General features: G+C 65.5%; 21 protein-coding genes and 1 tRNA gene. 6 read left to right on the forward strand and 16 right to left on the reverse strand.

Annotated features, from left to right (window positions below; all coding sequences use genetic code 11):
• Nucleotides 1-7: 7 nt before the first annotated feature.
• The 7 genes from L5876_RS11430 to L5876_RS11460 form a co-directional block, all read right to left on the reverse strand.
• Nucleotides 8-1,141 (reverse strand): GNAT family N-acetyltransferase, encoded by a 1,134-nt coding sequence (locus L5876_RS11430; RefSeq protein WP_236956488.1) that lies wholly within the window; start codon nt 1,139-1,141, stop codon nt 8-10.
• 58 nt (nt 1,142-1,199) lie between these two features.
• Nucleotides 1,200-1,616: a response regulator gene (locus L5876_RS11435; RefSeq protein ID WP_236956489.1), complete on the reverse strand. Its 417-nt coding sequence runs from the start codon at nt 1,614-1,616 to the stop codon at nt 1,200-1,202.
• A 64-nt stretch (nt 1,617-1,680) separates the two neighbouring features.
• Entirely contained in the window at nt 1,681-2,595 is a 915-nt protein-coding gene (folD, locus tag L5876_RS11440) for a bifunctional methylenetetrahydrofolate dehydrogenase/methenyltetrahydrofolate cyclohydrolase FolD (RefSeq protein ID WP_236956490.1), read from the reverse strand.
• Nucleotides 2,592-2,936, reverse strand: a complete 345-nt coding sequence (locus L5876_RS11445; RefSeq protein ID WP_236956491.1) for a DUF167 family protein — start codon at nt 2,934-2,936, stop codon at nt 2,592-2,594. The genes folD and L5876_RS11445 overlap by 4 nt, the downstream gene beginning before the upstream one ends.
• Nucleotides 2,905-3,198: a YggT family protein gene (locus tag L5876_RS11450; RefSeq protein ID WP_236956492.1), complete on the reverse strand. Its 294-nt coding sequence runs from the start codon at nt 3,196-3,198 to the stop codon at nt 2,905-2,907. The genes L5876_RS11445 and L5876_RS11450 overlap by 32 nt, the downstream gene beginning before the upstream one ends.
• 33 nt (nt 3,199-3,231) lie before the next feature.
• Nucleotides 3,232-3,669, reverse strand: coding sequence for a response regulator (locus L5876_RS11455; protein ID WP_236956493.1), 438 nt, complete (start codon nt 3,667-3,669; stop codon nt 3,232-3,234).
• Nucleotides 3,669-4,847, reverse strand: coding sequence for an ATP-binding protein (locus L5876_RS11460; protein ID WP_236956494.1), 1,179 nt, complete (start codon nt 4,845-4,847; stop codon nt 3,669-3,671). The genes L5876_RS11455 and L5876_RS11460 overlap by 1 nt, the downstream gene beginning before the upstream one ends.
• Nucleotides 4,848-5,011: 164 nt before the next feature.
• Here L5876_RS11460 and L5876_RS11465 point away from each other — a divergent pair.
• Nucleotides 5,012-5,087, forward strand: a tRNA-Ala gene (locus L5876_RS11465).
• A gap of 277 nt (nt 5,088-5,364) precedes the next feature.
• The gene (locus tag L5876_RS11470) at nt 5,365-5,697 is read left to right on the forward strand and encodes a hypothetical protein (RefSeq protein ID WP_236956495.1); all 333 of its coding nucleotides are present in this window, start codon (nt 5,365-5,367) and stop codon (nt 5,695-5,697) included.
• A gap of 64 nt (nt 5,698-5,761) precedes the next feature.
• Here the strand turns inward: L5876_RS11470 and L5876_RS11475 are convergent, their stop codons facing one another.
• Nucleotides 5,762-6,553 carry a MipA/OmpV family protein gene (locus L5876_RS11475; protein WP_236956496.1) on the reverse strand — a complete coding sequence of 264 codons (792 nt, stop codon included), beginning with the start codon at nt 6,551-6,553 and terminating at the stop codon, nt 5,762-5,764.
• A 111-nt stretch (nt 6,554-6,664) separates the two neighbouring features.
• Here L5876_RS11475 and L5876_RS11480 point away from each other — a divergent pair, with 111 nt between their 5' ends.
• The gene (locus L5876_RS11480; protein ID WP_236956497.1) at nt 6,665-7,123 is read left to right on the forward strand and encodes a hypothetical protein; all 459 of its coding nucleotides are present in this window, start codon (nt 6,665-6,667) and stop codon (nt 7,121-7,123) included.
• A gap of 107 nt (nt 7,124-7,230) precedes the next feature.
• On the opposite strand, the gene L5876_RS11485 is transcribed toward L5876_RS11480, so the two are convergent.
• The 6 genes from L5876_RS11485 to L5876_RS11510 all read right to left on the reverse strand — a co-directional run bounded on the left by L5876_RS11485 (nt 7,231) and on the right by L5876_RS11510 (nt 13,146).
• Entirely contained in the window at nt 7,231-8,118 is an 888-nt protein-coding gene (locus L5876_RS11485) for a ParB/RepB/Spo0J family partition protein (RefSeq protein WP_236956498.1), read from the reverse strand.
• Nucleotides 8,115-8,957, reverse strand: a complete 843-nt coding sequence (locus L5876_RS11490) for a ParA family protein (RefSeq protein ID WP_236956499.1) — start codon at nt 8,955-8,957, stop codon at nt 8,115-8,117. The genes L5876_RS11485 and L5876_RS11490 overlap by 4 nt, the downstream gene beginning before the upstream one ends.
• Nucleotides 8,950-9,570, reverse strand: a complete 621-nt coding sequence (gene rsmG / locus L5876_RS11495) for a 16S rRNA (guanine(527)-N(7))-methyltransferase RsmG (protein ID WP_236956500.1) — start codon at nt 9,568-9,570, stop codon at nt 8,950-8,952. The genes L5876_RS11490 and rsmG overlap by 8 nt, the downstream gene beginning before the upstream one ends.
• A 4-nt stretch (nt 9,571-9,574) precedes the next feature.
• Nucleotides 9,575-11,455: a tRNA uridine-5-carboxymethylaminomethyl(34) synthesis enzyme MnmG gene (mnmG, locus tag L5876_RS11500; protein ID WP_236956501.1), complete on the reverse strand. Its 1,881-nt coding sequence runs from the start codon at nt 11,453-11,455 to the stop codon at nt 9,575-9,577.
• Nucleotides 11,456-11,566: 111 nt separating this feature from the next.
• Entirely contained in the window at nt 11,567-12,886 is a 1,320-nt protein-coding gene (gene mnmE, locus L5876_RS11505) for a tRNA uridine-5-carboxymethylaminomethyl(34) synthesis GTPase MnmE (RefSeq protein WP_336886693.1), read from the reverse strand.
• 14 nt (nt 12,887-12,900) lie between these two features.
• A complete protein-coding gene (locus tag L5876_RS11510; protein WP_039718360.1) occupies nt 12,901-13,146 on the reverse strand; it encodes a DUF6489 family protein in 246 nt (81 codons plus the stop codon).
• A 66-nt stretch (nt 13,147-13,212) separates the two neighbouring features.
• Here L5876_RS11510 and L5876_RS11515 point away from each other — a divergent pair, with 66 nt between their 5' ends.
• Genes L5876_RS11515 through L5876_RS11525 form a run of 3 tightly spaced genes read left to right on the forward strand, consistent with a single transcriptional unit; the run spans nt 13,213 to nt 15,447 of the window.
• A complete protein-coding gene (locus L5876_RS11515) occupies nt 13,213-13,914 on the forward strand; it encodes a dienelactone hydrolase family protein (protein WP_236956503.1) in 702 nt (233 codons plus the stop codon).
• Nucleotides 13,915-13,918: 4 nt separating this feature from the next.
• Nucleotides 13,919-14,821 (forward strand): glycerophosphodiester phosphodiesterase family protein, encoded by a 903-nt coding sequence (locus L5876_RS11520; protein WP_236956504.1) that lies wholly within the window; start codon nt 13,919-13,921, stop codon nt 14,819-14,821.
• Nucleotides 14,818-15,447: a hypothetical protein gene (locus tag L5876_RS11525; RefSeq protein ID WP_236956505.1), complete on the forward strand. Its 630-nt coding sequence runs from the start codon at nt 14,818-14,820 to the stop codon at nt 15,445-15,447. The genes L5876_RS11520 and L5876_RS11525 overlap by 4 nt, the downstream gene beginning before the upstream one ends.
• A 60-nt stretch (nt 15,448-15,507) precedes the next feature.
• Here L5876_RS11525 and L5876_RS11530 read toward each other — a convergent pair whose 3' ends face one another.
• Both L5876_RS11530 and rho read right to left on the reverse strand, forming a co-directional pair.
• Nucleotides 15,508-16,128, reverse strand: coding sequence for a glutathione S-transferase family protein (locus tag L5876_RS11530; protein WP_236956506.1), 621 nt, complete (start codon nt 16,126-16,128; stop codon nt 15,508-15,510).
• A gap of 82 nt (nt 16,129-16,210) precedes the next feature.
• A complete protein-coding gene (gene rho, locus L5876_RS11535) occupies nt 16,211-17,533 on the reverse strand; it encodes a transcription termination factor Rho (protein ID WP_369281036.1) in 1,323 nt (440 codons plus the stop codon).
• Between the last annotated feature and the right edge of the window lie 140 nt (nt 17,534-17,673).

Genomic DNA, 17,673 nt, shown 5'->3' on the forward strand with positions numbered 1-17,673 from the left:
CCCTTCTTCAGACCGTGCTGCTGCGCATCGACACGGCGCGCCACAGACCGCCCAGACGGCCGCGCCAGTCGAGTTCCGAGCTGGCGATCAGTTCGGTACGCCGATGCAGGCGGGCGACCTGGCGCGACACCGCACCCGGCATGGCTTCGCCGAGTGTCCAGGGCAGACGGACAAGGCCGGTCCGCGCGCGGGCGAGGCCCCCGGCGGTGACGAGGCCGGTGCGCATCGCCTCATGGGCATTGGCATAGTATTTCTTGTAGTGATCGTGCCCGCCGGCGAGGTCGACGCGGACCAGACCGAGATCCGGCATCTTTTCCATCAGCGCATGCAGGATGAGCTGGCCCGGCGACCAGGGCGCGAATTCGGGATCGAAGGCGGCAATCCAGGGATTGTAGTCGCGCCCCGCACGGATGCCGAAGAGGCCGGCGGCGACCCTGCCCTCGACCCGCAGAGTGACCATCAGGCCCTGCACGTCTCCGTGTCCCTCGCGGAACAGGGTGGTCATCATGTCGGAGGCCCAACGTGGCGCGAGAACGTCGTGGCGACCTGAGCGCTGGTATTGCGTGCGTTTCCAGCCGAGCAGCGCGGCGAGCGCCGCTTCGTCGCGGTCCGGCGCGACGAGTTCGACGCTGCCGCGTTCCCGCTCGAGCTGGCGGGCGAGCCGGCGATGATTCTTGTAGCGCTTGGCGTGCAGCGAACGCTGGGATTCCAGAACGGTTTCGAGATCACCCTCCATCCGCATCATGTGCAGGTCCTCGGCCAGATCGAGCCCGCCCAGCCGGCCTTGCGGATCGGCGGCGGCATCGAAGTGCAGGGCGCGTATTCCGGCCTTGTCGAACAAGGTCGCGAGCGGCATCGCGAAGTCGGGCGCCGCGATCAAACCCTGGACATCGGCGAAGGGCGCGCCCAGCGGGCGGGCGAGGCCGCCCGGACGGTGATGCAGCGGCAGGACGGCGGTGAGCCGGCCGCCCTCGAACGCGCAGACGATCCGCACATCCTTGCGGATCCGGCCCATCAGGACGGCGAAATCGGGATGCAGGAGCGGAGTGGTCAGTCCGCAATCGCGCGCCAGTTCGATCCAGGCCTGCCTGAGGCCGGGGTCGATCCTGTCCGGATTCATGACATCGATGCGGTACAACATGCAGGCTCCCGCCATTCCGGCGACGTCACCCGCAAGATTCACGCCATGAGGGAGGGGGTCAGATCGCCTCGATCTGGTTCGACATCGCCGACTGGCGGATCATGCCGGCGAGATAGATCGGTGCCTGGCCATCCGCGCCCGCGAGATGCTTGTTCTTGTCGAGCGTGTTGATGTCGTCCGGCAGCGCATCGGAATCGACCCGCATCGATCCCGACAGGACCAGAATCGGCGTGTCGCCGCACAGTTCGGCGACCGTCTCGTAGGTCTCGCGCGGGCGGACCGAGTCGGGCAGGCGCAGGTCGAGCAGGATCAGGTCGTAACCGCCGGCGGCCAGCTTGCGCTTGGCTTCGCGCAGCGTGCGGGCAACGGTGAAGGAGATATCGAGATCGCCCGCCTCGCACACGGCGTTCTGAACCAGAAGCGCATCGGCGAAATCGTCCTCGACGTGGAGCACTTTGATCGCTTCGTGAGTCATGTCCGGCCTCCGTCGATTCGCTAGCGGATGAGCCGGTTTTGCGCCTGAAATCCTAACGCGGTGTTTACATCTGGTCGGGCCGGGCGGGTACGCCGGAGATATCCACACCTTCGCGCCGTGCCATGGCCTGGACCGTGTTGCGCAAAAGGAGGGCAATGGTCATCGGGCCGACCCCGCCGGGGACCGGCGTGATCGATCCGGCAATCTCCTTTGCGGTCTCGAAATCGACGTCACCGACGAGGCGGGTGCCGCCTTCGCCCTTTTCCGGCGCGGGGACGCGGTTGATCCCGACATCGAGCACGCACGCGCCCGGCTTGATCCAGCCGCCCTCGATCATCTCCGGCCTTCCGACCGCGGCGACGAGAATGTCCGCGCCGCGGCAGAGTGCCGGCAGGTCCTGCGTGCGGGAATGGGCGATGGTGACAGTGCAATTCTTCTCGAGGAAGAGGAGGGCGGCGGGTTTTCCGACGAGGATCGAGCGCCCGACCACGACGACCGACTTGCCGTCGAGCTTGCCCATCGCGCGTTCGGCGAGGATGACGCAGCCCGCCGGCGTGCAGGGGCGCAGGCCCGGCTGGCCGAGGAGGAGGCGGCCGGCGCTGACTGGCGTCAGTCCGTCGACATCCTTGTCGGGGTCGATCGCCGCGATGACCTTGCCGGAATCGATGTGTTCGGGCAGCGGCATCTGGACGAGAATACCGTCCACCGACGGGTCGGTGTTGAGTCGCTCGACGATGGCGATGACCTCGGCCTGGCTGGTCGAGGCGGGCTTGCGGATCTCGATCGAGCGCATCGAGGCAGCCTCGGCGCGGCGGCCCTTGTTGCGGACATAGACGTCGCTGGCGGGATCGTCGCCGATCAGGACCACCGCGAGACCCGGCTTGCGGCCGGCGATGCGGGCGAGCGCCTCGGCGGTGTGTTTCGCGCGGGCGTCGATATCGGCCGCGATGGCCTTTCCGTCGATGATGCTGGCACTCATGCCTCACCCTTCCCGATCAAGGACTCGAGGGCGCGCCGTGTGTCCGGACCCGGTTCGATCCGGACGGTTTTCACGCGCGCCGTGCTTCCGCCTATCACGGCGACGGCGGATTTGGGAGCCTTCAGGGCCTTGGCGAGAAGCGTCTCCAGCGCGGCATTGGCCGCACCCTTTTCCGGGATGGCCCGAACCCGGCATTTCAGGTGCGCCGAGCCGTCGGCGGCTGTCTCGACCCCCTCGATCCGGTCGGCCGAGGCGTTCGGCGTGAGCCGGACGCGCAGGAGAAGGACGCCATCCGTTTCGCGCAGGGCGTCAGATGCCGATACGGGTGTAGATCCAGCCAAGGGTGATGATCGCGAACTGCACAAGCAGCATCAGGATGATGGGCGAGAAATCGATGCCGCCGAGCGAGGGCAGCAGGCGCTGGATCGGTCTCAAGGCCGGCTCCACCAGAACGCCCGTTCCGCGCTGAACCGCCTGAACGAAGGGATTGTGGCGATTGACCACGTTGAAGGCGACGAGCCAGCTGAGCACCACCCAGACCAGGATCACGATGATGTAGATCTGCAGGAGGGTCGTGAGCAGCCAGAAGATCGGATAGGGCATGAAAGGCGGTCTCCGGGATTTCTTCCCGCCTGTCTAGCCGGGGCGGGCCTCCCCCGGCAACTGCGCAAGCACATGCCAGAAATTGTGCAGGCCGGCGGCGATCATGTCGTACTCGTCGAGACCATAGGGTTTGACGATGTAGGCATTGGCGTGCAGCGCATAGCTGTCGTCGATATCGGTCCGCTGGGTGGAGGTCGACAACACGATGATCGGTGTCTTGATCTCGCTTTCGGCACGCACGGCGCGCAGCACGTCGCGGCCGGACACGCCGGGCATGTTCAGGTCGAGCAGGACGAGGTCGTGCGCCTCCAGCCTGATCGCATCGACCGCGGCGGCGCCGCTGGTGACGAGATCGCTTTGCGTGTCCCCGGCCTGTTCGAGGGCGTTCATGATGAAATAGGCATCCTGCCGGTCATCCTCGACGACCAGCACGCGCAGCGGCCCCGTCCGCCGTCCAATCCGTTTCGCCATCAAGTCTCTCCCGGTTTGTCCTTTGGCAGTCTGACCACGAAGCGCGCGCCATGTGCGTGGCCGGTATCGAGGCGGATCGAGCCACCATGGCCTTCCGCGATCCGGCGGCACAGGGACAGGCCGATTCCCGTGCCCGGCCGCTCCTCGCCATGCAGGCGTTTGAGCATTTCGAATATGCGGTCGGCGAATTCGGCCGGCACGCCGATGCCGTTATCCGTGACCGTGATGACGGTTTCGCGACCGTCCCCAAACGCCTCGATGGCGAGTTCGAGGGGTGTGTCGGACCGGTATTTGACGGCATTGTCGACGAGGTTGGAAAACAGGCGGACCAGAAGATCCCGGTCGCCATAGACCGTGCCTTCGGCCGACACGGTCACTTTCGCGGAGACGGCCTCGAGCTCGGCGCGGTTCTCCGCGAGCGCGGCCTCAAGAACCGGCCGGATATCGAGTTCCTCCGGGTCGGGGACCTGGTCGACGAGCTGGGAGTATTCCAGAAGGCTGAGCACCATGCCGCGCATGCGGCCGGTGGCGCCATTGATCTGATCGAGCAATTCCCGTCCGTCCTCGTCGAGGGAGGCGGCAGACTTGCGCGACAGCATTTCGGAGAACATCGCGATGTGGCGCAGCGGCGTCTGCAGGTCGTGCGCGACGGTGGCGGCGTATTCGCGCAGCGTCTCGTTGGAGCGGGACAATTCGGCGGTGCGCGCCGCAACCCGTGTCTCGAGATTGCGCGCCAGGCTGCCAAGCTCGGCTTCGGCCGCGGTGCGGCGTGCGATTTCACCCGTCAGATCCCGGTTGGCCGCTTCCAGCTGCTCCAGCGATGGAATGCGCAGCGCCTTGGGCAGGAGCGGCCAGAGCACGATGGCGGTCGCGACGGACGCCAGCGCCGTGGCCGCCTTGACCACGCCCTCTGCGATGTAATCCGGGTTCCAGATTACCCAGATCGCGAAGAAATGGGTGGTGCCGCACAGGAGGATGAAGGCGGTGAACAGCCAGAGGACCGGCTTGTAGCGGGTTTCCGGCCGCTTCCAGGCGAAGAGGGCGAGAACGACCGGAATGGAGAAGTAGGACAGGGCGATCAGGCTGTCCGATACCGCGTGGAGCGACAACAGCCACGGCGTCCAGAGGAAGCACATGCCGTGCGGCATGAAGCCCGTCGCCATGACCATGTCCTGCATTCTGCCCCCGCGCCGGATGGTTCGCCTCGTAACCTGCCGGAGGTTGCAGATATTGCGGTTGAAACGCAAGACAGTAATCGGCCCCGCCGGTCGAAATTCCCGGAGACCTGCAGACCTGCTTGACGGTTTCGGGCGTGGACCGTATGTGTCCGCTCCCTTGGTGCGGGGCCGTAGCTCAGTTGGGAGAGCGCGTCGTTCGCAATGACGAGGTCAGGGGTTCGATTCCCCTCGGCTCCACCATGGCTTTTCCCGAAGAATCCGTCGCGTTTGTCCGAGTCGATGTACCGATCGACCGTCGGCATGGGTTTACCGTACCCGGCATGCGACGACCAAGGTCTTAGAAGTCCGAATTAAATCAGGTATTTATGTAGATATAGGTTGACCAATCGCCCACCCCCTTTTCATCCGGGTCCGGATAGAATACAGTTTTGTGAAGGTTCGGTGTCACAAACATCTCTGAACCGTCACAAAAGCCGCCGGGGAAGGGCGGCGAAGCTGTCGGACCCGGGAGGCCGCCATGAAGATTTTTTCGACCCTCACCCTCTCTGCCGCCCTGGCGCTCGGCGCCGCCGCGCCGGCCCTGTCGCAGGACGACCCTGACACCGAATTCTACTTCGTGGTCGACCGGTCTGACATTTCCGGCGAACGGAGCGCTCAGGAAATCTATGCGGAACTCGTCGCGACGGCCGACGCCTATTGCGCGCAATTCGGCGATGCCCGCGGCGACTGCACCGAGCAGATGGTGGAACTGGCGATTACCGAGATCGAGGATGTCGAACTTACCGCAATCCACGCCGAGGTCACGGCGCAGCCGGACGGCGTGATGACGGCGTCCTATTCCGGCAACTAGCCGTTCCCGATCCTGTCAGACCAACGCCGCCCCGGTTTCGACCTGGGCGGCGTTTTCGTTCGGATCAGAAGCGGCGGCCGATGCCGATTCCGGCAAAAACCGGCGTGTCGCTGCCGCGAATCGTCACGATCGGGCTGTCGGCATAATCGCCCTGCAATTGCGAGACGCCGAGCACGCCGGTGACCGACCAGTTCTCGGAGACCTGGTGGTCGAGGAAGAGGGTCAGACCAATGTCCTGGACCCCGCCGTCCGCCGCGTAGACCGGCAGGCCGCTCGCCGCAAAACCGGCGGCATCGACCGAGAACAGCTGATCGGCAAAGGAATCCGGCGTGCCACTGACTGACAGATTGGCGATGAAAAGCGTCGAGCGCGACAACGGCGTCGCATAGGCCGCAGAGGCCGACCAGAACAGACCGTCATATTCGCCGGTCACGTCGGCACCCGCGCGGGCGCTGAAATAAACGCGGTCGAATTCGCTTGCCAGGCCTTGTGCCGCGAGCACGCGGACAAATCCGCCCGCCACCACGCCGCCATCGGCCTCGGGGAGGAGGCGGACGACCGCATCGTCGATGTCATTGTCGCGGCCGCCATACCAACGGGCATAGGCGCCGGCTTCCACCCGGCCGGTGTCGAGGAAGGCCGCCGAAAGGCCGGGGCCTTCGACCTGAAGCACGACCCCGCCCAGACGGGCCCGGCCCGCACCGAAGGGCAGGATGCGGTATTCGTCCGAGCCGGGGTGATCGGGCGCGGTGGCTACGCCGAGCGCGACGAAGTTGGGGGCGTCGCCCTCCTGGGCGGACGCAGAAGCGGCGATGGCGATGGCGGCGGCGGATGCGGCGAGCGCGGTTCTGATCATGAGACCCTCTTGGAAGCCTGGTATGACCCGATTTACGTATTGAATCGGGTTTCGGATCCATCCTGCAGTTTGAAAACCGGAAATTTACCCCGGTGTGGCAGAATTTCTGCCATGACGATACGCCAGACCCTCTTCGCCGCCCTTGTTCTTGCGCTCGCCGGAACAGCGTCGGCCCATGCTTCGCCGCCGCCGTCCTCGGGCGATGGCCATGGCGCTCCACCGCAGCAGACACAGCGCGGACGGTCGATCACCTCGTCTCCGGATTTCGTGCCGCTCGCGCCGCTAACGGCCACGCTTCAGGCAGACTACCGGCTGCGCGGCATTCTCCAGATCGAGGCGGGGCTCGAAATCCCCGACAGCCGTCTTCGCGCCCGGGCGGAAGAAATGATGCCAAGGCTGCGCAATGCCTATGTCACGCAACTGTCCATCTATGCCGGCGCGAATTATCGCTATGGCGAGATGCCGGATGCTGAGCGGATTTCCGTGATGCTGCAGCGCGCCACCGATGAGGTGCTCGGCCAGGAAGGCGCACGGGTGCTCTTGGGCATGGTCGTCATTCACGACCGGTAGAATCGGATTCCTGGCCGCATTTTCGAACCGCGAAACCGGTTCCCGCTTCCGCTGAAAATGCTCTGGGCTTGGTCGTCATTCACGACCGCCAGGCCAGCTTCCAACCGCTATTTCGAGGACAGGCGGCGGCAGAGATCGTCGAGCTGTTCCAGCGTGGAATAGGCGATCCGGATTTCCCCGGCTTCCTTTTTCGGCCCCTTGCCATGCCGGATGTCGATGGCGAGGCCGAGCCGGCCGGCGAGGTCGGCTTCAAGCGCCTGCGTGTCGATATCCTTCTCCGGCGAGGTCGCGCGGCCCTTGCGTTCCGGTGCCTTGCCGGAGGCGGCATCGCGGGCGAGTTGTTCGGCGGCGCGCACGCTCATGCCCTTTTCCACGATCAGGTCGGCCAAACCGGCAGGATCGGGAGCGGAAGCAATGGCGCGGGCATGGCCCGACGACAGGCGCCCGGTCTCGAGATGATCGAGCACGCTTTCAGGCAGCGCCAGCAGGCGCAGCGCATTGGCGACATGGCTGCGGCTTTTCGAGACCGCGCGGGCAATCTCCTCCTGGGTGTGGCCGAAGCGTTCGGTCAGCTGTTTGAAGGCGCGGGCCTCTTCCACCGGGTTGAGGTCGGCGCGCTGGACATTCTCGACGATGGCAATCTCGATCGCCTCGCGGTCGGAGAGATCGCGGATGATGACCGGGATGTCGTGGACGCGCGCCCGCTGCGCCGCGCGCCAGCGGCGTTCGCCGGCGACGATCTCATAGCCCTGGCCATCGGGAGCGGGACGCACGAGTAGCGGCTGAAGAACGCCCTTCTCGGCGATGGATTCGGCGAGCGAGGCGAGGTCGGCTTCCTCGAAGCGGCGGCGCGGCTGGTCCGGATTGGCGCGGATATGGTCGATCGGGACCGTCTTGACGCCCGGTCCGTCATTCGTCGTTCCGGCGGCCGTCTCGGTTTCGCTGAGCAGGGCAGACAGGCCGCGGCCCAGGCCGCGCGTGCGTTCGGCGCTCATGCCAATTCCTTATTTCTTTCAGCGGCTTGGCGGCGTTCTTGCCGCAGAATTTCCTTGGCGAGCGCGATATAGGCCTGGCTGCCGGCGCAAGTGAGATCGTAGAGCAGGACGGGCTTGCCGAAGGACGGGGCCTCACTGACGCGGACGTTTCGCGGGATCAGCGTTTCATAGACCTTGTCGCCGAAATGCTCGCGCACATCACTGGCGACCTGGTCGGACAGATTGTTGCGCCGGTCATACATGGTCAGCACGACGCCCTGCAGCGACAGGGCGGTGTTCAGATTGGACCGGACCAGGTCGATCGTCCGCATCAGCTGGCTGAGGCCTTCGAGCGCGAAAAACTCGCACTGCAAGGGCACCAGCACGGAGTCAGATGCTGTCAGGGCGTTGACCGTGAGCAGGTTCAGCGAGGGCGGACAATCGATCAGGACATAGTCGATCCGCTTGCCTTCGTCGGCAAGGCGATCGCGGAAACGTTCGATCGCATGGCGCAGCCGGTAGGAGCGGCGCGGGGCATTGGCGAGTTCCAGTTCCGCACCCGACAGGTCAGGGTCCGACGGGGCCAGCGACAGGCCCGGGATCGTCGTCCCGGTCAGCGCCTCGATCAGCGGGCGCTCGCCGACGAGCACGTCATAGGTGGTCGAGACCCGTTGCGCCGGCGGGACGCCCAGGCCCGTCGAGGCATTGCCCTGCGGATCGAGATCCAGCAGCACGACTTTCTGACCGATCGCGGCGAGGGCGGTTCCGAGATTGATGGCCGTCGTGGTCTTGCCCACGCCGCCTTTCTGGTTGGCGACGGCGATGACTTTCGGAGACGGTTTCCGCGATGTGTCAGACATGGGCCAGCTCCGTGATCTCGATGATCGTTCCGCCACCCCCGGTCAGACTGTCATGCAACCGGGTATGGAACCGCCACGCCTTGCGCGCCTCGGCGATCTCATCCTGATGCTTCGACCCTTTGAGGAACAGTCCCTTTCCGCCGTTTTTCAACAGCGGATGCGCATAAGACAGGAGTTTCGGCAGCGCCGCCATCGCCCGGGCTGTCACGACGTCGAAACCGGGCCCCTTGTCCAGCGCCTCCGCCCGCACCGGAGCGACACGCGCCGGAGCGCCGGTGGCCTCGGCGACCTGTTTCAGGAAAGCGGCCTTCTTGCCGATCGATTCGACCAGAACCACTTCGCCGCTTCCCGCCTCCTGCATGGCAAAGGCGACGGCGAGCCCCGGAAACCCGGCACCGGATCCCAGATCGGCCCAGCGGCCCTCGGCGGGGAGGACCTGCGTCACCTGCCAGGAATCCAGCGCATGCCGGTGCCAGAAGTCGTCGAGCGTCGCGCGGCCGACGAGATTGGTGTGGGCGCTCCACTCCACCAGCAGCTGGCGCCAGGTCTCGTAGCGATCGAGTGTTTCACGTGAAACACCGGTGCGCTCGGCGAAGTCTTCGCGCGTCATCATGCGCTCAACCTGCCTTGCGCTTGGCTGATTTGAGATAAGCGAGCAGGGCGGTCAAAGCGCCCGGCGTCACACCTTCGATGCGGCTGGCCGCGCCGAGCGTAGGCGGACGGGCGGCGATCAACTTCTCCCGCACCTCGTTCGACAGGCCTCCGACCGCGGCATAGTCGAGATCGGCGGGCAGGCGGATCCCCTCGTCGCGGTGGAAGGCGAGAATGTCGGCTTCCTGCCGGTCGAGATATCCGGAATAGAGCGCTTCGATCGCGATCTGCTCCCTGACATCCGGAGTCACCGCGGAGAGTTCCTCGGGCCAGACCCGCTCGATATCGGCCCATTCGATCCCGGGATAGGAGAGCAGGTCCATCATGGACCGCCGCCGGCCATCGGCATTGACCTTGATGCCGTGCTTCAGGGCCTCAGGCGGAGTCAGGGTGAGTCTGGATGCCAGTTCACGCATGGAGTCCAGATGAGTCATCTTGCCAGTAAAGGCGTCCGAACGCCGCGATCCGCACGCACCCAGCGAGATGGCGAGAGGAGTCAGACGCTGGTCGGCATTGTCTGCCCGCAGGGTGAGCCGGTATTCGGCGCGGCTGGTGAACATGCGATAGGGCTCACTGACACCTCGAGTCACGAGATCATCGATGAGAACGCCGATATAGCCTTCCGACCGGCTGACCGTGACCGGATCGGTCCGGCCACCGGCGCCAAGCGCGGCGTTGAGCCCGGCCATTAGGCCCTGGGCGGCCGCCTCCTCATAGCCGGTGGTGCCGTTGATCTGCCCGGCGAGCCACAGGCCCGGCACGGCGCGGACCTCCAATCCCGGCGTCAGTTCGCGCGGATCGACATAATCGTATTCGATCGCATAGCCGTAGCGGACCACTTCGACCTTTTCGAGCCCGGCCATGGTGCGCAGGAAGGCGTCCTGGACCTCGGCGGGCAGGGAGGTGGAAATGCCGTTCGGGTAGACGACCGGATCGTCGAGCCCCTCCGGTTCCAGGAAGACCTGGTGCGCCGTCTTGTCCGCGAAGCGGTGGATCTTGTCCTCGATCGACGGGCAATAACGCGGACCCCGGCCGGAAATCGCGCCGCCATAGACAGCGGAACGGTGGATGTTCTCGGCAATGATGGCGTGAGTACGCGCATTCGTGTGCGTGATGCCGCAGGCGATCTGCGGCACGGTGATCTTCTCCGTCAGGAAGGAAAAGGGGTAGGGCGTGTCATCGGCCGGTTGGCTGTCGAGGCCGGACCAGTCGATCGTGCGCCCATCGAGCCGCGCCGGCGTGCCGGTCTTCAGCCGGCCCATCTTCAGACCCAGCGCGTAGAGCCGGTCGGACAGGCCGATCGCCGGGGCTTCGCCGACCCGCCCCGCCGGGATGCGTTCCTCACCGCGATGGATCATGCCCTTCAGGAAGGTGCCGGTGGTCAGGACCACGGAAGCGCAGCGCCATTCGCGGCCATCGCCGGACGTGACACCCGTCACGCGGCCGGTCGTGTCGAGAACCAGATCCTCGACCGCGGCCTCCTCGATGGTGAGATTATCCGTGGAAGCGAGCTCGGCCTGCATCGCCTCGCGATAGAGTTTGCGGTCGCTCTGGGTGCGCGGGCCGCGCACTGCCGGGCCCTTGGAGCGGTTCAGCAGACGGAACTGGATGCCGGATGTATCGGCGATCCGGCCCATGATGCCGTCCATGGCATCGATCTCGCGCACGAGATGGCCCTTGCCCAGGCCGCCGATGGCCGGATTGCAGGACATCTCACCGATCGTCGCCGCCTTGTGGGTCAGAAGGAGGGTGCGCGCACCGGCGCGCGCCGACGCCGCGGCGGCTTCACAGCCGGCGTGTCCGCCTCCGATCACGATGACATCCCACAGGGACGATGTCTGGGTCATGGCACGGGCCTCGTCCGCCCCGGGATTGGCATCAACCGGGCGGGAGGCGGTGCATAAGGGTTTCGCGCGCGCGAGTCGAGGCCCGCTTCGCGTGATGTTTCACGTGAAACATCACTTGCCGATGCAGAACTGGCTGAAGACGCGGTCGAGCACATCCTCGACATCGATCCGCCCGGTGAGGCTTTCCATCGCCCTTATGGCGAGACGCACGTCCTCCCCGGCCAGCTCCGGAGCCCGGGACAGCATGGACCGACCACGCGCCAGAGCCTCGCGGCCCTCCGTGACGGCGCGGCGGTGGCGGGCGCGGGACAGGGCCGGGGCTTCTCGGGCCGACAGCAACGACCGCACCGTATCCTCGAGCCAGGCCTCGGCCTGATCGAGCCCCGCGCCGGACCTGGCCGAGACGGCAATGGACCGGCAGGGAAGAGTCAGGGCTTCCGCCTGCGCCAGGTCGGACTTGTTCAGAACGGCCAGATCCGCGCTTCGCAACGGGAGCGGTGATTCCTGATTCCTGCTGACATCCGTCGAATCGATAACCCCGATACGGATATCCGCCTCTTCGGCACGGGCGAGCGCCCTCCTGATTCCTTCTGACTCCACGATCTCCGCCGTCTCGCGCAAACCCGCCGTGTCAGCGAGAGTCACGGAGAAGCCGGCGATGACCAGCCGCACCTCGACGATGTCGCGCGTCGTCCCGGGAATGTCGGTGACGATCGCCGCCTCGCGCCGGGCGAGCCGGTTCAGCAGGGAGGACTTGCCGGCATTCGGCGCGCCGATGATGGCAATGGACAGGCCTTCGCGGACCCGTTCGCCGCGATGGGCGTCATCGAGATGGGCGTCCATTTCCGCGATCAGATCGTCAATCGGTGGACCGGCGGTGGCGGCGAGGGCGTCCGGCACGTCCTCCTCGTCCGGGAAATCGATCTCGCCCTCGATCGCCGCGAGAATGGAGATCAGCCGTTCGCGCCAGGCCTCGTAGAGCTGCTTCAGCGCGCCGGACATCTGCGCGAGCGCCTGCAGGCGCTGACCTTCGGTCTCGGCGTCGATCAGGTCGGCGAGGCCTTCGGCCTCGGTCAGATCCATCTTGCCGTGTTCGAAGGCGCGGCGGGTGAATTCGCCCGGTTCGGCCGGGCGGCCGCCCAGCGCGGTGAAGGCCGCGATCATCGCCTCGATGATGGCCGGTCCGCCATGGACATGGAATTCGGCCACATCCTCGCCCGTGAAGCTGCCCGGACCCGGGAACCAGAGCACCAGCGCCCGGTCGATCAGCCCGCCGTCATGGCGGAGGCTACGCAAGGCCGCATCGCGCGGGTCCGGCCGCGCCCCTGCCAGCGCGTCCACCATCGGTCCGGCCTGCGAACCGCTGACACGCAGCACAGCCACGCCGGACCGCCCCGGCGGGGTCGAAAGAGCGAAAATGGTTTCAGTCACAACGACTTAACGAATCACGACTTGCCGGAAGACGACCCGCCAGCCGCCTGGCGCATCAGGGCCATGAACTGGTCCTGCATCTGGCCGCCATAGCTCATCCAGCTCTTCATCAGCGTTTCGGGATCGAGCGCGGACATGTTCTCGCTCATGCGCTTCGACATTTCCGCGACGAGCTGGTCGTTCAGCGGCGTGACGTCCGGCAGGCCGAAAAAGGCGCGGGCCTCCTGCGGCGTGCATTCGATATCGAGCTTGACCTGCATCCTTACCTTCCCTGAACCTCTGGCGACCTTAGGACGGGCCGACGCGGGTGAATAGAGGAGCCATTCATGGGCCACATGATCGAAATCGAATCACCGGACGGCAAGTTCGCCGCCTATCGCGCAGATCCGATGCATGCTGCACGGCGCCCCGCCGTGATCGTGCTGCAGGAAATCTTCGGCGTAAACGCCGTGATGCGCGGGGTGTGCGACGACCTCGCGGCGAAAGGCTTCCTGGCCATCTGTCCGGACCTGTTCTGGCGCATCGAGCCGGGGGTCGACATCACCGACAAGTCGGACGCCGAGTGGAAGAAGGCGTTCGACCTGATGAACAGATTCGATCCCGATACAGGGATCATCGACATCCAGCGCACGATCGACCAGGTGCGCCGCGACAGGATCTGCAACGGCCATGTCGGCGCGGTCGGTTACTGCCTCGGCGGGCTGCTCGCCTATCTCACAGCCTGCCGCACCGATTGCGAAGCCAGCGTGGGCTATTACGGGGTCAATATCGCGAAATATGCCGACGAGGCGAAAACGATCAAAGGCCAGCTGATGCTGCACATCGCGGGCAAGGATCAGTTCGTCGACGCCGAGGCGCAAAAGGCGATGCATGCCGCACTCGATCCGTTGCCGAATGTGACGCTGCACGATTATCCCGAGCGCGACCACGCTTTCGCCCGGATCGGCGGCGATCACTATGACGAGGCCGATGCCGCGACCGCCAATGCCCGCACGCTGCAATTCCTGTCCGCCCATTTGCAAGGCTGATCCGATGAGAGTTTTCGCCGCGCTGTCCCTGTGTGTCCTGCTCGCGGCCTGTGGCGGAGAGGGCGGAGAGACGGGTCAGACGGCCAGCACCCCCGCCGCCAGCACACCGGCACGCAATCAGACCGAGGTGGCACGCCTGCTCGATTGTGCGCGGGAGGAGGGCGTGACGCTGATCTCCGCGCATCGCGGCGGGCCGGGGCCGGGCCGGCCGGAAAATTCGCTCGCCGCCATACGCCATGCCGCGGAAACCGGGGCGGCCTTCGCCGAGATCGACCTCGCGCGGACGGCCGACGGGGCGATCGTGCTGATGCATGACGACACGCTGGACAGGACGACGACCGGGACCGGCCGCGTCGATGCGACCTATCTCGGCGATCTGCGGCGCTTCCGCCTCGTGGACGCCGAGGGCAATGAGACGTCCGAGACCGTACCCACGCTCGACGAGGCGTTCGCGCTGGCGCTCGACGCGGGCATTTTCCTGCAACTCGACCTCAAGGACCTTGCGCCGGAGGATGCGGCGCGGATCGCCAGCGATGTCGGTCAGGCCGGGCGCAGCCTGATCATTGCCTATACGGTCGATGACGGCCGCGCGGCGCGCGGCGCGGTTTCGGCCATCGGCCTGTCACTCGGGGTCGAGGATCCGGCAGCGCTGGAGGCAACCGGGCTCGACACGGACGGCCTCTTTGCCTGGCTCGGTGGCGGCGTGCCTTCGGCGGCGCTGGACGACCGCTTCGCAGAGAACGGGGTGGAGACCGGCTCGCACGCCTTCCGAGAGGAAGAAGCGGGCAATGCCGACTATGCCGCCTGGCGCGCGGCTGGCGTCGAAGTTCTGGCGGTGGACGACGTCATCGCGGCAGCCGAAGCCCTCGGCGCGGCGCGGACGCATTGTCCGGCCGTTTTCCGGTGATCTCCGCAGCATTCCTGATTGCCGTTACGCCGCTGCCTGACGTGGCGGACCTGCTCGATTGTGCCCGGGAAGAACGCGTGAGTCTGGTCGCGTCGTCGGAACCGGCCGATGGCGTGGCCTTCAGAACCGTCCGGTTTTCAGATGCTTACGCCTTCCTCGCCGAACTCCTGGCCGCGGAGACGGGCGAATACCTGCTGATCGTCTGGCCTGACGGAGCCGATCTGGCGGGCCTCGCCCGACAGGTCGAGTCCACCGGGATGAACCGGCGCGTGCTGATTGCGGCCGCCACTGAGGCCGAAGCGGCAACGATCCGCGCGGAAACTCCCGACGCCGGACTTCTGATGACCGGGATCACCGAGCATTACGAGGTGCTGTCGAGCGAGCTCGACCAGCGGGCGATGGCGGCCTGGTTCGACTATTTCCCTGACGCGCACACGGAATACTTCCTCGCCGGGCAGGGGATCGAGACCGTCATTCCGGACTTTCCCTTCGCCGAAACAATGTCGGCGGAGGATTTCGCCCTCGTGCGCCAGCAGCACATCGAGATCCTGATCACCGACCAGCCCGAAGACGCGATCGCCGCGTTCGGCCGGGCCGGGGATAATTGTCCGGCAGGGGGCGAGTAGTCCCGTTTCCCTTCTCCCCCCAAGAGGGGGCGAGGGGAATATCCAGGGCGAGGGACTGGACTAGTCCGCCGTCGCGCGCTTCCACGCCTCGCGCTCCGTGGCGCGGACGAAATAGGCCTTCACGCCCTCCGGCGCGGTGTCGAATTCCCGGATCAGCTTCAAGAGCAGCAGCATGTAGACGACCGAAATATCGGCGGCGGTGAAGCGGCCGGCGGCCAGCCATTCACGGCCCTGAAGGCCGTGTTCGTCTATATATTTCAATAGCTTGGGGACTTCATGCTTGGCCCATTTAGCGAGCGCCGGATTGCGCTGTTCTTCCGGCAGCAGGAAGGTGTGCGCGAGCAGGAGCGAGACCGGCATGGTCATCCCGCCCTCGCCGAAATGCAGCCATTGAAGGTAGCGGCCGTAATCGGCCTCGTCCGGCTTCACCTCGATGTCCGTCGGACCGTAACGGCCGATCAGATACTGGATGATGGCGTTGGATTCGGAGATCGCTGTGCCGTCATCGGTCAGCGCCGGGAGTTTCTGCAGCGGATTGATCTTCGCAAAGGCCTCGCCGCCGGGCGGGCGCTTGGTGAAGTCGACGCGCTCCAGCCGGTAGTCGAGCCCCATCTCCTCCAGCGCCCAGCGGACGCGGACCGAACGGGTGCGGGGGGCGTGGTAGAGGACGAGGTCGGACATTGCGCGCTCCGGAAAAGAAAAGGCCGCCCGGACGCTAGCGTGTCCGGACGGCCTGATCGAGTGGAGATATTGAATATCCCGCTTACGTATTCATCGAGTCGAAGAAATCCGAATTCGTCTTGGTCTCGCGCAGCTTGCCGAGCAGGAATTCGATCGCGTCCTGGGCGCCCATCGGGTTGAGGATGCGGCGCAGGACATAGGTTTTCTGAAGATCGACCTTGTCGACGAGCAGTTCTTCCTTCCGGGTGCCCGACTTGATGATGTCGATGGCCGGGAAGACGCGCTTGTCGGCGACCTTGCGGTCGAGGATGAGCTCGGAATTGCCCGTCCCCTTGAACTCTTCGAAGATCACTTCGTCCATGCGCGAGCCGGTATCGATCAGCGCCGTCGCGACAATGGTCAGCGAGCCGCCATTCTCGATATTCCGCGCCGCACCGAAGAAGCGTTTCGGGCGTTGCAGGGCGTTGGCGTCGACACCGCCGGTCAGCACTTTCCCCGAGGAGGGGACGACGGTGTTGTAGGCGCGGCCGAGACGGGTGATGGAGTCCAGAAGGATGACGACGTCACGGCCGTGTTCGACGAGGCGCTTGGCCTTCTCGATCACCATTTCCGCGACCTGGACGTGGCGGGTCGCCGGTTCGTCAAAGGTCGAGGAGATGACCTCGCCCTTCACCGAACGCTGCATGTCGGTCACTTCTTCCGGTCGCTCGTCGATCAGAAGGACGATGAGGTAGCAGTCGGGATGATTGGTCTCGATCGCGTGGGCAATGTTCTGCAGCAGGACGGTCTTGCCGGTTCGCGGCGGGGCGACGATCAGCGCGCGCTGGCCCTTGCCGAGCGGGGCGACGATGTCGATCACGCGGCCGGAGCGGTCCTTCACCGTCGGATCGGGCAGCTCCATGTTGAAGCGCTGTTCCGGGTAAAGCGGCGTCAGATTGTCGAAATGGACCTTGTGGCGGGCCTGTTCGGGATCAGTGAAATTGATCGAGGAGACCTTGAGGAGCGCGAAATAGCGTTCCCCGTCGCGCGGCGAGCGGATCTCGCCCTCGACCGTGTCGCCGGTCCTGAGGCCGAATTTCTTGATCTGCGCCGGGGAGACGTAGATGTCGTCCGGACCGGCGAGATAGTTGGCTTCCGGCGAGCGCAGGAAGCCGAAGCCGTCCTGCAGCACTTCCAGCGTGCCGCCGCCGTGGATCTCCACGTCGTGCTCGGCCAACGCCTTGAGGATGGCGAACATCATCCCCTGCTTGCGCATGGAGGAGGCGTTCTCGATCTGCAGGGATTCGGCGAGGGAAAGGAGCTCGGTCGGCTTCTTCTCCTTCAATTCCTGCAGGGTCATGCGCTGAACGCCCTTCAGGGATTCGGGGAGTTCGAGCGGGGTATCGTCTTCGTAATCGTCGGACATGGGAGGTCTTCGTCAGGGAAGGTGGATGGGGAGGCGGCGGCCGGAAAGCCGCAAGACAGGGCGCCACGACGACGGCCGCGGACGGGCCGGTTACGGTCGGGACGAGGTTCGGTCTTATTGGGACAACGCGCCAGACGGAC

This window comes from Hyphobacterium sp. SN044 (genome assembly GCF_021864465.1).
GTDB lineage: Bacteria > Pseudomonadota > Alphaproteobacteria > Caulobacterales > Maricaulaceae > Hyphobacterium.